Raw genomic sequence first — 14,419 nt, 5'->3', positions numbered from 1 at the left:
GGGGATGAGGTATGTAGTCGGTCGAAAGGCCGCCCGTCGTGCCGGAGGTCGCCGACGGCGTTCAGCGTTTCCAACTCCACGGTGCCGACGACGCGCGGAATTGCCCTGTGGTGCAGAGCTTCTCGACGGCTGCCCACCACACCGCGCATTCCGGCCCGAACGGTGTCCCGGAAAGGACTCCAGCATGCGAGCGATCACCGTGCGCGACCGTGATTCCGGTATCGCCGGGCTCACATTGACCGACATACCCTACCCGCACGCCGCGGAGAACGATGTCGTGGTGCGGGTGCACGCCGCCGGCTTCACGCCCGGCGAACTCGAGTGGCCGGCGACCTGGTCCGACCGCGCCGGTCGCGATCGGACACCCACCATCCCCGGGCACGAGTTGGCCGGGGTCGTGGTCGAACTCGGCTACGGAACCACCGGTCTCACCGTCGGCCAGCGGGTTTTCGGGCCGACCGACTGGGCGCGCGACGGATCGCTGGCCGAATACACCGCGGTGGAGGCTCGCAACCTCGCCCCGCTCGCGGCCGATATCGACTACACCGTGGCCGCGGCGCTGCCCATTTCGGGCCTGACCGCATGGCAGGGTTTGTTCGACCACGCGCACCTGACGTGCGGCCGGACGGTCCTGATTCACGGCGCCGCGGGCGGTGTCGGCTCGATCGCCGTGCAGCTCGCGCGCGAGGTGGGCGCACACGTGATCGGCACCGGCCGAGCCGGCGACCGTGACATCGTGCTCGGACTCGGCGCACAGGCCTTCCTCGACCTGGACGGCGACGACCTGCGGGACGCCGGTGCGGTGGACGTGGTATTCGACGTCATCGGCGGCCGAATCCTTGAGCGATCGACCGAATTGGTCCGTCCCGGTGGCACTCTCGTCACCATCGCCATGCCGCCCACCACGCAGCCCAGGGACGGGCGGGCCGTCTTCTTCGTCGTCGAACCCGACCGTGCGCGCCTGGCCGACCTCGCCGAGCGGGTCAGGAAGGGGCGGCTCGAGCCCATCGTCGGCTCCGTGCGACCGCTCACCGAGACCGCGTCCGCGTTCGCCCGCCGCCACCGCACGCCCGGCAGAACGATCATTCGGGTCGCCGACGAATAGCGCTGATGTGCCGAGGAGCGCATTGACGTATTGACTGGCTGGTCATTAGTATTGACTACATGGTCAATAAGACGTCCGCCGCACCGGTCGAGCCCGATCGTCTCGGCATGCTGGTGTGGGCCTATCTCGTGACTGCGGTCGCGACCGTTGTCGCCCTGGCGATTCTGACGGTGACGGCCCCGCACGAGGCACCGCGCGAGGCGTGGGGGCACGCGGTGATCGTGGCGGCGTTCGCGGTGCTGCTGCCCTTGCGGTTCCGGTCGGCACGTCGTGGCAGCGTCACGGCGCTGCGTGCCGTCGGCGTAATCGCGGCCGCGCTGTTCCTGGTGAACGTCATCGAGGCGTTGCTACCGCATTTCGTCCCCGGGTGGATGCGTTTGGAGATGCTCGGCATCGCCGTGCTGATGGCGCTGATCATCCTCCTGGTCGTTCGCGAGCGGATATGACGGCCGCGAATCAGCGCGCTCGGCAGCGGCTCAGCGCCGAGGCCCGCCGCCTCCAATTGGAGACCGCCGCGATCGAGATCGTCGGACGGGACGGGCTGGCCGCGGCCACCGCCGATGCGATCGCGCGCGCCGCCGGGGTGTCGAAAGGCTTGCTCTGGCACTACTTCACCGACTTCGACGACCTGATGGCACATGCCGCCCGGCGCGCGTTCACTTCGCTCGAAGCGGACGTAGCGGCCGATATCGACCTCGACGCCGATGTCGACGATCTGCTGCGAGCGGCGATTCGGCGCGCGGCGCAACTGCCCGCGACTCACGGCGCCGAGCTGCGAACGATCCGCCAGATCGTGCTCAATCTGGGCGCGTTCGGCGGCGGTGCCGCGCTTCGCGACCGCGAGTACAGCGCCCTGTATGCCCGGCAGGCCACACTCCTGCGGCGCGGTCAGGCACAGGGGCGGCTGCGCGCTGATCTCGATCCGCACCTGCTGGCGGTGACCTACCAGGGGATGGTCGACAGCATGCTCGAATACCTCGACACGAACCCGGACATCGACCCCCTCACCTACGCCGACCACGTCGCCGACGTACTCCTGGCCGGGATCACCCCGGCGCGGAAACGATGAACCGGGCACGCTCCTCGTCGGATCACGAGACGGCGGCAACTCGGCAGCGCCGTCGAAACCCTCAGCGCATCGAGTTGGCTCGCGACCGCACGCCGATACGATTGCTGCGCTGAACTACGAAGCCGCCACGGCGCTTACGCTCCACCGGCCGAGGCAGGCGCAACGCCCTGACACCTGTGGCCCCGGTGATCCGGGCCTCCGAGTTCGAACCCAACGGGTAGGAGCATTCATGAAAGTCTCCGTCATCGGCACCGGACTGATCGGCTCCCAGGTCATCGAGCGTCTCACCGCTGCGGGAAACGAGGCGACCGGACACTCCCGCTCGACCGGCCTCGACCTGCTCACCGGGCAGGGCCTCGACGGCGCGCTGGACGGCGCCGAGGTCGTCGTGAACGTGACCAACTCGCCGACCTTCGACGACGCGTCCGTCGACTTCTTCCGTACCACGGTGACCAACCTGCTGGCCGCCGCGCAGGCCGCCGGTGTCGGGCACCTGGTGACGCTGTCCATCGTCGGCGTCGACCGGGTGCCCGCCCTTGCCTACTACCGGGCGAAGACCCTGCAGGAGAACCTCGTCGAGGCGGGACCGATCCCGTACTCGATCGTGCGCGCCACCCAGTTCATGGAGTTCATCGCGCCGACGATGGATTCGACCACCGACGGCGACGCCGTCCACCTGCCCGCCACCCCGATCCAGCCCATCAGCTCCGCGGAGGTCGCCGCCGAGGTCGCGGCGGTGGCCACCGGCTCACCGCTGCAGGGCATTCGCAACATCGCCGGCCCCGACGTCTTCGCTCTCGACGAACTCGGCCGTCTCACGCTGGAAGCCACCGGCGACCGCCGCCACGTCGTCACCGACAACACCGCGGGCCTGTTCGCCGCGGTCGAAGGCGACGAACTGACAGCGCCGCCCGACGCCCAGCTGGCCGCCACGCACTACCGCGACTGGCTGCGCTCGCACTGACCGAATGTGCCTGCCGGGCGGAGATGATCAGCGCTCGTGGGTGATCCGGTGGCAGGCGAGCACCTCCGGCTCCGAAAGCGGTTCGGGCACAGGCGGTTCGAGCTGATCTGCGCGACCGCTGCCGCCGGATGGATCGGTCATCTGTCCCTCTCTCGTTCCCGGCCACTCCCGCGGTGATCGAGCTGAGCGAGGTGCTCGTTGGTGTCCGGAGCCGTCGGCGATGCCTCTCTCGAAAGACGCCGAGCGCCTCGGGTTCCGGCGTCATGGTTGCTCATCTGCGGCATCCGCCCGCGCGGTGGTTGCGGGCCAACCCATCGTTCGCGCTCCGCGCCGGCTATGCGACCCAGAAGTCGATCTCGCGGATCTGAGGGCTGTCGGGCTTCAGGTACCAGCTCTGCCAGGAGTCGCTGTCGACCAGGCCCTGCCATCGCAGATTCGGTGGTTGCAGGTGCCGGCGGAAGCGCCACCGGTACTGGTTGTAGACGGACATGATGTTCGTCGCGTACGCGTCCGCCAAGCCCGGCGTATCGCGAATGAGGAGCAGGTTCTCGTCATTGGTCCCACTGGCTTTCGGGCCCAGGTTGTGCGACCCGGTGAGCACGACGGGGTTCGCCCCGAAGGGGTCGATCACGATGACCTTGCTGTGCACCATCGCGAATGCTCGGTCCAGCTTCTTCAATTCTTCGCGGAAGAACATGGTCGGCGCGTCGATGGCCGCGGGGAGGACGACGTCGAAGTCGGCCTTCTCGGTGTTGTCCTGATCGAACAGGTGCACCGGATTGGCCGTAGTGCTCGGGTCCTGATTGAGGACGCCGCGAATGTAGAGACGTCGGTCGTCGGGTCGTCCCGCGCGAGCCGTGTCCAGAATCGTGTTGAGCAGGGTGTCCTTCGGTCCCGGATTGAACATCAGGAAGAGGATGCCGGTCTCCGCGCCCGTGATGAGCGTGCGTGCGTCGTCGAGGTCGACCTGTCCGACGGTCGGGGTGAACCACAGTCGCACCCGGGCCGGATCCACGGTCTCGTCCCGGGGTGTGCTGTTGTCGGTGCGCAGGCTCGCCGGTGTGGCGTCGCCCGCCTGCTCGAGCAGGTCCCACTGGTGCCGATATTGTTCGGCCAGGGCCGGGTCCTCGATCAGGAGCGAGTTGTTGGCCTGAGTGCACAACCCGGTCATGGTCCAATTCTGGCTGCCGGTCCACACCCATCGCGGTGTGGATTCCTGGTCGCAGACGACCAGGAACTTGTTGTGTCCCAGAGCGCGCGGCGAACACATGCGATCGTGCAGGTCGATCTGCCCACGCAGTGTGCCGCGCGCCTCGGCGTTCTGATCGTCCCCCTTCTTCTTCACGCTTCCGTTCGCCAGTACGACGTGCGCGTGCTCGCCCAGCTCGGCCAGGGCGGCTTCCAGCTGAGGATCGTCGAGTTCGTACAACGCCGCGTATACCTCGGATCCGTCCCCGGCGGCCTTGTCGAGCAGCGTGAACAACCGCGTGCCCAATGGTCCGGCGAGGTAGTTCCGGAGTGGATCGCCGGTGGTCTCGAGCACGGTTTCCAGCTTCGCGTTCTGCAGTTCGTGGCCGGTGACCCCCAATCGGCGTGAGACCCATTGTGCGGCAACGATTCCGCGGTTGAATACCGCCTCGATATCGGGCGATGCCATATGCGTCAGGGTGATCTCGTCGGTCCAGTCGCTCGCCGCGTCCGGGTCGGGGCGCAGGTTGGCTTTGTCGTCCCCGACCATCGGCAGGACCCGATAGGCGACCTTGTCGCCGGGATCGGCCATGTAGTCGGTCCATTGATATTTCTGAATCGGCCAGTTCGTGGACGCGCGACGTTCCCCGGCGGTGGCCTGATCGTCGGTGAAGCCGACCCAAGTGCTGACGACTTCTTCGATGCCGTTGCGTCGCCGCATGAGCGCGAAACCGCGGCACCCCGGAATGAACCCGTCGGGTTTCCATGCGACCAGTGCGTCGTCGCCGTTGTGATGAATTCGTACCAACATGTCCTTTCGCCCTTCAGAAAAGGATTACCAGGGCGAGCGGATAAACGTAGTTCACTCCGGGAGAACGGCCCGCTGGCGTAGTCGAAACCCGCCGTTGTCATGCGGACGGTAATCCCGGAAACCGGATCACCCGGTGATCCAAAAGATATGGTGCCCTTGAATTTTAGTGGCTGCCACACCGCGTGGGGAGAGCCATTTCTACTCGAATCCGGCTGATATCTCCGGTTGAATCCGGGTAGCGTGCTACCCGAGATTTCGACAGTTTCGACTGCCATGGTGGGAATGGTGTGCGGTGCCGGGCGCGCCGTGCCGAGCGATACTGTTTCGGCGCGATTCAGGGTCGATGATTCACATCCGGCGTCGCCGGTTCACCCTTCATCGGGGCGAAGGTAGTTCGAGTACGCGGTTGTCGTAGGGGTTGGTGACGTACAGGTTGTGCGCATCGTCGACGGCGATGCCCTGCGGACGGTTCAGTCCGGTCATGTGCACCGCCTCGGGGGTGGCCGACCCGGCGTGAAGTTTCATCACTCGGCCGTTCCAGTCGCAGACATAAAGGGTGTCTTCGGAATCGACGGCAATCCCTGTCGGTTTGTCGAGGCCGTCGAAGGGCAGTGTCGTTGGAACGGTCGAGCCGGTGGTCAGCTTCAATACGCGATTGCGGCCGGCTTCGTTGGCGTACACCGTCCCCGTAGAGTCGATCGCGACACCGGTGACATGGTCGAGTGTCGGGAACGGAAGGGGAGTCGCGGTCGTCGATCCGGTCGGCAGTTTCCAGACCGTACCGGTGCCGTTGTCGGAAACGTACACGTCGCCCGATTCGCTGACGTCCAGGCCGATGGGCTCCACCAGTTCGGGGAAGGGCAATGTCGCGGGGACGATCGATCGCGCACTCAACGCGAGAACATGATGGTTGTCGCTGTCGGCGACGTAGAGGTTGTTCGCTCGGTCGACCGCCAGTGTGAAGGCCAGTCCGAAATCGGTGAGAGGGAGCATCGACGGTGTGGGCGCACCCTTCTCCCATCGCCACAACCGGCCGCGGGTGGTGCTGTCGACGTGGTTGGTGCTCGTCGCGAACCTCGTGCCCGCCACGTAGAGGGTTCCGGCGTGGTCGATCGCGACACCGAGGGGTAAGGAAACGTCGTCGAAGGGGAGTGCGGCCGCATTGCTCCGCGCGAGCCGCTCCCGGTGTTCGTACGCCTGGTGCACGAGCGCGGCGACGGACGAAAGGACCAGCGCCGCGGCGGCGACGAGGACGAGCGCGGCGTGCGCGCGACTGTGTCGGAACGGCCGTCGCGCGCCTGCGGCGAGCCGGTCCTGCAACAGGGCATGCCGGAATTGGTAGACGCTGCCGACTTGCCGGAGCACCCCGCGGCGATGGGCGGTGCGATAGAATTCCATGTCCCGCAACGGCATTCGCCCGGCCAGCCATAACCAGACGGATGCGATCGTGTGCCGGCCGGAGGCCGTGAGGAAATACGAGATCACGAAGAACGCGACGGCGAAGACGCCGATGTCCTGGGCGCCGAGCGCGGCGGCCGAGCTGATCGCGGCGTGGAGCCAGGTGGCCGCGCCGGCGGCGACCGCATAGGCGAGGCTGTAGATGACGGCCGCTCGTCGATCCAGGCGCAGCGATGCCAGGGGTCCCATCGGCCGGTCCAAGGTGACCGGCCGATCCAGCGCGACGGCGAGTATTCCGACGGCGAGGCCGAACGGCGGACCGACGAGCACACAGTCTCGTGCCTTCTGTCCGGCATCGGGAAGGTCTGCCGCGAACCAGAGCGCCGCCGCTCCCACTGTCGCGGCGATCGCCGAAACGACGAGCAAACGCAGCAGCCTGCCTCGTAGCCGCAGTTGCAGGCTCATCGGCCGGGTTTCCCACGGCAGGAATGCGAGGATGACCGCAGGGGCGATGCCGAGCCGGACACCGGCCTTCGCGGCGCGCAGTGCCGGTTCCCATACTGCCTTCCCACCACCGAGCATGTCTCTCACGATCGGTAGCACGAACGCGCCGGCGAGTACCCCGGCCACGGTGACCGTGACCGCTGCCAGAATCCGTGGCTGGCCCGTCGTCGTCCGTCCGGCGCCGGCGGCGAAAACCGGCCGCAGAATGCGACGGCCGAGCTGCACGCCGAGTGCCGAGCAGAGCCCGACGATCGGTCCCACCGTCAACCACTCGCTCGGCACGTCGAGAACTCCGTCCCGCACCGACTCGTGCCGTACCGCAACACTTTCAGCCGACGCGCCGATTGCGTGGATCAGCCCGAAAACGATCCCGACGACGGCCGCTGTGCCGGCGATCGGCCCGATTCTCGCCCGGAAGCGCCCGGCAGTCGTATCGGCGATTCGAGGTGATTCTCGGAGGACAGCGGTGGGCGACCGTGCCGGAGGTACGCGCAGGAAACCGACGACGAGGGCGATGAGCAAGAAGGTCTCCGCGACGTATTGCGCGGCGCCGAGTGCACTGGCGGCTATCTCGGACCGATAGCTCGTGTCGATCCATGCGCGGTAGGTCAGCCCGCCGACGGCGAGCGCGGCGATCGAACCGAATGCCATCACCGTGGTGAAGCGCCCAGCCTGGCGGCGGAATGTCGGTCTCTCGCGGTCCAGGTCTGCCAAGGTGAAGAAGCCGATGACGACCGCGGCGAGCGATCCCAGCCGAACAGACCACTCGACACTCTCCCCCCATCTGGTCGATGTGAAGCTGTCGGTCGGCCATGCCGCTGCGAGCGTCACTGCCACCACGAGCATCCCGACCGCGACTCCCGACACCACCGCGAACAATGGCGAGGGAATGGCGAGATGGCGCTTCCACCAGGCCAATTCACGATCGCCACAGCGGTCGAGGTCACCGGCGAGGAGCCGAAGTCGGCGTTCGGCGTCGACCACCGCGTCGCCGTTGCGACCCGCGGGCGAGCTTTCGCCCGCATAGCCGGCGGGGATCGCCTGGTCGAGGAGGTGCGTCTCGACGGCCTCCCGGGTATCGAAGGCGGTGGCGTCGAGCAGCTCACCGGGGTCGGCGCGTCCGTCACTGTAGGCGGACCGCGCCAGCGAGGTCATCAACGGAGTCGTCAATACCGAGGCCAGGCGATCCCGCGGATGCTCGTGGAGATGGGCGAGGACGGGATCCCACTTGTTCCGTCCCCGCCGCGGCGCCGACGTGACTCGCAGATAGGACGCGACCTCCTCGAGCCCGAGCGGGGTCAATTCGATCACCGCGGCGGCCGTCACGACGTCGCCGGCAGCGTCGACCGCGGCCTCGTACTCCGCCGAGCGGCTGGTCAGCAGGAGCGGGTCACCGACGGTGAGGGTGCGATTCAACGCGGTGATCACCTCGGCACGCAGCTCTTCGGGGACTTCGTCGAGGCCGTCCAGAACCGGCCAGATCCGGCCCCGGATGATCAGATCGTGCGCCAGCGTCGATCCCGAGGCGCCGCGTCCGCCGAGCAGTGGATAGTCCACGCACAACCGCGCTTCCATCCACGTCGCCAGGCTCGCCTCGCCCGGATTCCACGACGCGACCGGCATCAATACCGGGACGGGATCGCCGGGGCTCCGGCGTCGCACCGCGGTCAGGGTGAACTGCATCGCGAGCACCGATTTTCCCGATCCGGGCTCGCCGAGCACCACCAGCCGCCGTGAGGGGATCCGCTCGAAGACCTCGACGATCTCGCGGAGCCGTCCTCCCAGTTCGATCGGGGTGTCGCAGCCCTCGACGCCGCGGATCACCTCCCAGTAATCCATCACCCCGTCTCGTCGACAGTTCTCCCAGTGCAGTTGCAGCGGCCGCGGGTCGGGCAGCCGGCGCAATCTCTCCTCCGCCTGCCACTGCTCGCGCACCGCGCCGGCCAGCGCCTCCAAGGCGGCATCGGGATCGACGGTGGTCCGCTGTCCCGGCCATCGTGCCGCCACCGCGGTCAGCACGCCGATGACCGCGGTGATCAGGCCCGCGACCTTTCCGATGGTTTCCCATCCGGATGCGAGCCAGACCCACAGCAGCAGTCCGGTCACTCCGATCAGGGCGATTCCGACAGGCAGTCGGCGCGCCCACGTGGTACCCACGACACCATTCCCTCGTTCGGAAAGGCCACCGGTACGTCCGAGCCGGCGGCTCGCCTCGGTGTGAAGCAACGTGCTCAGCGTGGCTCGCCCGCGTGTGTTCCACACGAGTAGTCCGCTACCTCAATCGATCGGGCGGCTCTCAGACCGGGATCGGGTGTTCCGATGAGTAGGAGACTCAGGTCACAAATGCGGGCCGAGCCGCCAAGCTGGGCCGTATGTCCAACACAGTGATCGGCAGTATCGACAGCATCGCCGAGGAGATTCGCAACGGGGCCGACGAGGGTGATTCGCTGGGCCGGCTGCCCGACGACATGGCCAAAGGGCTGAAGGACGCCGGCGTCATCCGGATGCTGCAGCGCAAGAAGTACAACGGCTACGAGTCGCATCCGCGCGAGTTCGCCGAGACGGTGATGAAGACCGCGAGCCTCTACGGATCCGCGGGCTGGGTGGCCGGGATCGTCGGCGTGCACCCGTGGCAGCTCGCCTTCGCCGATCCGAAGGTGCAGGAGGAGGTTCTCGGCGAGGACACCGACACCTGGATGGCCTCGCCGTATATGCCGGGCGGTGTCGCGGTGCCGGCCGACGGCGGATACGTCATGAGCGGGCGCTGGCAGTTCTCCTCCGGCACCGACCACTGTGACTGGATTTTCCTGGGCGCCTTGGTGGGCAATGCGGACGGCACACCGGTCATGCCGCCGCAGCCGCTGCATGTGATCCTGCCCCGCTCGGACTACGAGATCGTGGCGGATTCGTGGGATGTGGTCGGGCTGCGCGGCACCGGCAGCAAGGACATCGTGGTGAAGAACGCGTTCATCCCCGAGTACCGGGTGATGGATCAGGGCAAGGTCATCGACGGGAGCGCGGCCGCGGAATACGGCGTCACGGAAACGCTGTACAAGATGCCGTGGTCGACGATGTTCCCGCTGGGCATCACCTCGGCGACGATCGGCATCTGTGAGGGCGTGCTGGCCGCCGGCATCGACTATCAGCGAAATCGGGTGGGGGCCACCGGAACTCTGGTCAAGGACGACCCCTACGTCCTGCACGCACTCGGCGAATCGGCCTCTGAGATCGATGCCGCCCGGCAGCAGTTGCTGGCCAACGTCGACCGGATCTGGGACCTGGTCGACGCGGGCAAGGAGATCGATTTCGAAATGCGCGCCCGAGTGCGCCGGGATCAGATCCGGTCGGCGTGGCGGGCGGTCCGCGCCGCCGACGACATCTTCGACCGCGCCGGCGGCAACGCGCTGCGCATGGACAATGCGCTGCAACGATTCTGGCGCGATGCCCACGCCGGGCTGCACCACGCCATTCACGTCTCCAGCACGACCTATCACGCCGCGGCCATGGCTTCGCTGGGTGTGGAAGTGCCGCAGGGTCCTCTGCGCGTGATGATCTGACCGAGCCCGAACAGAACGCGAGTTACTTCATGACCGAAAGCGGTTGTCCATGACTGAAATCAAGGGGCTCGGCTATGTCCGGGTGCTCGCCACCGATATGGATCGCTGGCGCGAATTGGGCTTCGATGTGCTGGGATTCGCACCGGGATTCGGAGACGAGACGGATGCGCTGCATTTCCGTATGGACGAGCGGCCTTCGCGGATCACCGTCGAACGCGCCGATGTCGACCGGGTGAGCGCGGTCGGCTGGGAATTGCGCGACGGACCGGCGCTGCGCCGGCTGGAAGCGACATTGCGCGCCGCCGGATACGAATTCACGCCCATGTCACAGGAATTGGCCGACCGCCGCAAGGTCGAAGCCGGTATCTGCATGACCGATCCGGGTGGCACACCGCTGGAGTTCTTCCACGGACCGGTCCTCGAACACAGTCCGGTCGTCACCAAGTACGCGCAGCGATTCGTCACCGGCGCACAGGGACTCGGGCACGTGGTGATGCCGACCGCCAACTTCGAGGAGTCCTACGCCTTCTACACCGAAACGCTGGGCTTCCTGTCCCGCGGCGCATTCCGGATGCCCTCGCCTCCGGGGACCGGGCCGTTGCGCATCAGGTTCCTCGGCGTGAATCAGCGCCACCACAGCCTGGCGATCATGCCCACGCTGGAAGGACGCGACCCCGGGCTGATCCACGTGATGGTCGAGGTCGACTCGCTCGATGCCGTCGGGCGTGCCCTCGATCGGGTGATGGCACGGGATTTCCCGGTGTCCTCGACGCTCGGCCGCCACACCAACGACAAGATGATCTCCTTCTACGTCGGGGTGCCCGGTGGCTGGGATATCGAATACGGGACCGCGGGCGAACTGGTCGACGAGTCCTACTACACCGCCGAGGAGATCACCGCCGACAGCTACTGGGGCCATGAATGGTTGTGGGCCAAGCAGATGAAGCAAGCATGAGAGGCCGATCGGCGATGAACTCCAGCGAAGACCACACAGCCGAGCACGAAGTCGATCTGCTGGTCGTGGGATCGGGCACCGGTCTGGCCGCCGCACTCACCGCCGCCGAGGCGGGATTGTCGGTATTGGTCGTGGAGAAGTCGGAATATGTCGGCGGTTCCACGGCCAGATCCGGCGGAGCGTTCTGGGTACCGGGCAATTTCCTGCTGCGCGAACAGCAACCGGCCGACGATGCCCGCGCCGCAGCGACGTATGTCGAAGCGGTAGTGGGTGATTCGGCACCACCTGAACGCGGCGCGGCCTTTCTCGAACACGGTCCCGCCGCCGTCGAGATGCTCGCGCGAACGACTCCCATGACATTCATGTGGGCCGACGGCTACTCCGACTATCACCCCGAACTGCCGGGCGGATCGGCGGCGGGACGCACCTGCGAGTGCAAGCCGTTCGACGCGTCCCAGCTCGGTGCGCACCGGTCGCGGCTGCGTCCCGGGGTGATGGAGGCATCCGGGCTGCCGATGCCGGTGACCGGCGCGGATTACAAGTGGCTCAACCTGATCGCCCGCACCCCGCGCAAGGCACTGTGGCGCGGCATGAAGGCCATGGCGATCGGCGTGGGCGGACTCGCCCTCAAACGTGAGTACATCGCCGGTGGGCAGGCGCTCGCGGCGGGCCTGTTCGCGGGTGCGATTCGCGCCGGGATTCCGATCTGGACCGACACCTCGCTGGTGCGACTGCTGGTGGGGGAGGACGGCGCGGTCACCGGAGCAGTCGTCGACCGTGACGGCGTCCGCACCGAGGTCACCGCCCGGCGCGGAGTGGTGCTGGCCGCCGGTGGGTTCGACCACGACACCGAGATGCGGCGAAAGTACCAGTCGGACCGGCTGGTCGAGCATGCGAGCCTGGGCTGCGACACCAATACCGGCGACGCCATCACTGTGGCGCAGGAGGCCGGCGCGGCGATCGGACTGATGGATCAGGCGTGGTGGTTTCCGGCCGTGGCCGCGCTGCCCGGCGGGCAGCCGGCGGTGCTGCTGGCCGAGCGTGCGCTGCCCGGATCGTTCATCGTCGACCAGAGCGGGCGGCGCTTCGTCAACGAGGCAACCGACTACATGTCCTTCGGTCAGCGGGTACTCGAGCGCGAGCGCGCGGGTGATCCGGTGGAGGAGATGTGGCTCGTCTTCGATCAGCGCTACCGCAACAGCTACATCTTCGCCGCGGGCCTGTTCCCGCGTCAGCCGTTGCCTCAGCCCTGGTACGACAACGGCATCGCGGCGACAGCCACCGATCCGGCAAGCCTGGCACGGGCGATGGGTGTCCCCGCGGACGCGTTCGCCGCGACCTTCGACACCTTCAACGCCTCCGCGGAACTGGGTGTCGATCACGAATTCGCCCGGGGCGCAAGCGCCTACGACCGCTACTACGGCGACCCCACCATAGGTCCGAATCCCAATCTGCGGCCGCTGGGCAGGAACAGAACCTTGTACGCGGTGAAGCTGGTGCTGTCCGACCTCGGAACGTGCGGCGGTGTGCGCGCGGACGGTTCGGCCCGCGTGCTGCGTGAGGACGGCAGCGTCATCGAGGGCCTGTACGCCATCGGCAATACGGCGGCCAATGCCTTCGGCAACACCTATCCGGGCGCGGGCGCCACCATCGGCCAGGGATTGGTCTTCGGCTACATCGCCGCGAAAACCGCTGCGGGACATCTCTCTTTTCAAGGACGGTAGATATGACGACGACGCATGACGAGGTTCGCCGGATCGAGGCCGGGACGGTGCCGACGCGATTCGCGCGCGGCTGGCATTGTCTGGGGCTGATCCGGGACTTCGCCGACGGCCGGCCGCATTCGGTGCAGGCCTTCGGCACCAAACTGGTGGTGTTCCGCGGTGAGGACGGCCGGGTCAACGTCCTCGACGCATTCTGCCGGCATATGGGCGGGGACCTGTCCGACGGCGAGGTCAAGGGCAACGAGATCGCCTGCCCCTTCCACGATTGGCGCTGGGGCGGCAACGGGCGCTGCAAGCAGATCCCGTATGCCCGGCGGGTGCCGCCACTGGCACGGACCCGGGCGTGGACCACGCTCGAGCAGGACGGCATGTTGTTCGTCTGGAACGATCCGGAGGGCAATCCGCCGCCGGAGGGAGTGACGATCCCGCGGATCGCGGGCGCGGGCGACCCCAACTGGACCGATTGGCATTGGTACACCACGGTCGTCGACACGAATTGCCGGGAAATCATCGACAATGTCGTGGACATGGCGCACTTCTTCTACATCCACGGTTCCCTGCCGACCTTTTTCAAGAATGTTTTCGAGGGACCGGTGGCGACGCAGTATTTCGAAAGTGGCGCCCGCGACGATCTGCCCGGACCGGTGGGGCAGCCGCAGTTGCTCGGCACCTCGTCGGTCGCCTCGTACTATGGGCCGTCGTTCATGATCGACGACCTCGTCTATCACTACGAGCACGGTGACTACAAGACGGTGTTGCTCAACTGCCACTATCCGATCGACGAGAATTCGTTCGTGCTGCAGTACGGCATCATCGTCGAGAAGTCCGACACGCTGCCCGAGGATCAGGCGATGGCCACCGCCGTCGCGCTCGGCGACTGGGTCAAGCTCGGCTTCGAGCAGGACGTCGCGATCTGGAAGAGCAAGGCGCGCATCGACAATCCGCTGCTCTGCGAGGAGGACGGCCCGGTCTACCAGCTGCGCCGCTGGTATCAGCAGTTCTACGTCGACGTCGCCGATGTCGCCCCCGAAATGGTCGACCGGTTCGAATTCGAACTCGACACCACGCGACCGCTGGCCGCCTGGCAGGAGGAGGTCCGCGAGAACGTCGCCCGCAAAGCCGCGGAGGCGACCTCGTGACGCCG

At 66.9% G+C, this 14,419-nt stretch carries 10 protein-coding genes; 8 read left to right on the top strand and 2 right to left on the bottom strand.

The window, feature by feature from the left end:
- The first annotated feature begins 184 nt into the window (after positions 1–184).
- The 4 genes from RJ03_RS16765 (at position 185) to RJ03_RS16750 (ending at position 3,138) form a co-directional block, all read left to right on the top strand.
- On the top strand, positions 185–1,105 hold the full coding sequence (locus RJ03_RS16765; RefSeq protein WP_036503453.1) for an NADP-dependent oxidoreductase: 921 nt from the start codon (positions 185–187) through the stop codon (positions 1,103–1,105).
- A gap of 59 nt (positions 1,106–1,164) precedes the next feature.
- On the top strand, positions 1,165–1,551 hold the full coding sequence (locus RJ03_RS16760; protein WP_036503451.1) for a hypothetical protein: 387 nt from the start codon (positions 1,165–1,167) through the stop codon (positions 1,549–1,551).
- Positions 1,548–2,174, top strand: a complete 627-nt coding sequence (locus RJ03_RS16755) for a TetR family transcriptional regulator (protein ID WP_036503448.1) — start codon at positions 1,548–1,550, stop codon at positions 2,172–2,174. Before RJ03_RS16760 ends, RJ03_RS16755 begins: the two co-directional genes overlap by 4 nt.
- A gap of 229 nt (positions 2,175–2,403) precedes the next feature.
- On the top strand, positions 2,404–3,138 hold the full coding sequence (locus RJ03_RS16750; RefSeq protein WP_036503445.1) for an SDR family oxidoreductase: 735 nt from the start codon (positions 2,404–2,406) through the stop codon (positions 3,136–3,138).
- 334 nt (positions 3,139–3,472) lie between these two features.
- On the opposite strand, the gene RJ03_RS35060 is transcribed toward RJ03_RS16750, so the two are convergent.
- Both RJ03_RS35060 and RJ03_RS35055 read right to left on the bottom strand, forming a co-directional pair.
- On the bottom strand, positions 3,473–5,137 hold the full coding sequence (locus tag RJ03_RS35060; RefSeq protein WP_051024773.1) for a phospholipase D-like domain-containing protein: 1,665 nt from the start codon (positions 5,135–5,137) through the stop codon (positions 3,473–3,475).
- 375 nt (positions 5,138–5,512) lie between these two features.
- Positions 5,513–9,196: an NACHT domain-containing protein gene (locus tag RJ03_RS35055; RefSeq protein WP_051024772.1), complete on the bottom strand. Its 3,684-nt coding sequence runs from the start codon at positions 9,194–9,196 to the stop codon at positions 5,513–5,515.
- 215 nt (positions 9,197–9,411) lie between these two features.
- Here RJ03_RS35055 and RJ03_RS16735 point away from each other — a divergent pair, with 215 nt between their 5' ends.
- The 4 genes from RJ03_RS16735 to RJ03_RS16720 are packed head-to-tail and all read left to right on the top strand — an operon-like array spanning position 9,412 to position 14,414.
- Entirely contained in the window at positions 9,412–10,596 is a 1,185-nt protein-coding gene (locus RJ03_RS16735; RefSeq protein WP_036503442.1) for an acyl-CoA dehydrogenase family protein, read from the top strand.
- Positions 10,597–10,645: 49 nt separating this feature from the next.
- A complete protein-coding gene (locus RJ03_RS16730) occupies positions 10,646–11,551 on the top strand; it encodes a VOC family protein (protein ID WP_036503439.1) in 906 nt (301 codons plus the stop codon).
- A gap of 14 nt (positions 11,552–11,565) precedes the next feature.
- On the top strand, positions 11,566–13,275 hold the full coding sequence (locus RJ03_RS16725) for a 3-ketosteroid-delta-1-dehydrogenase (protein ID WP_036503436.1): 1,710 nt from the start codon (positions 11,566–11,568) through the stop codon (positions 13,273–13,275).
- 2 nt (positions 13,276–13,277) lie between these two features.
- Complete coding sequence (locus tag RJ03_RS16720; protein WP_036503433.1) at positions 13,278–14,414, top strand: 3-ketosteroid-9-alpha-monooxygenase, oxygenase component; 1,137 nt, start codon at positions 13,278–13,280, stop codon at positions 14,412–14,414.
- The last annotated feature ends 5 nt before the right edge of the window (positions 14,415–14,419 follow it).

This window comes from Nocardia aobensis NBRC 100429, assembly GCF_000308375.1.
GTDB classification, from domain to species: Bacteria; Actinomycetota; Actinomycetes; order Mycobacteriales; family Mycobacteriaceae; genus Nocardia; species Nocardia aobensis.
This window is presented reverse-complemented; position numbering and strand designations above follow the sequence as displayed.

Excerpts from the sequence above, each read along its gene's own strand:
- RJ03_RS16765 (WP_036503453.1), top strand. The coding sequence starts at position 185 with ATGCGAGCGATCACCGTGCGCGACCGTGATTCCGGTATCGCCGGGCTC.
- RJ03_RS16760 (WP_036503451.1), top strand. The coding sequence starts at position 1,165 with ATGGTCAATAAGACGTCCGCCGCACCGGTCGAGCCCGATCGTCTCGGC.
- RJ03_RS16755 (WP_036503448.1), top strand. The coding sequence starts at position 1,548 with ATGACGGCCGCGAATCAGCGCGCTCGGCAGCGGCTCAGCGCCGAGGCC.
- RJ03_RS16750 (WP_036503445.1), top strand. The coding sequence starts at position 2,404 with ATGAAAGTCTCCGTCATCGGCACCGGACTGATCGGCTCCCAGGTCATC.
- RJ03_RS35060 (WP_051024773.1), bottom strand. The coding sequence starts at position 5,137 with ATGTTGGTACGAATTCATCACAACGGCGACGACGCACTGGTCGCATGG.
- RJ03_RS16735 (WP_036503442.1), top strand. The coding sequence starts at position 9,412 with ATGTCCAACACAGTGATCGGCAGTATCGACAGCATCGCCGAGGAGATT.
- RJ03_RS16730 (WP_036503439.1), top strand. The coding sequence starts at position 10,646 with ATGACTGAAATCAAGGGGCTCGGCTATGTCCGGGTGCTCGCCACCGAT.
- RJ03_RS16725 (WP_036503436.1), top strand. The coding sequence starts at position 11,566 with ATGAACTCCAGCGAAGACCACACAGCCGAGCACGAAGTCGATCTGCTG.
- RJ03_RS16720 (WP_036503433.1), top strand. The coding sequence starts at position 13,278 with ATGACGACGACGCATGACGAGGTTCGCCGGATCGAGGCCGGGACGGTG.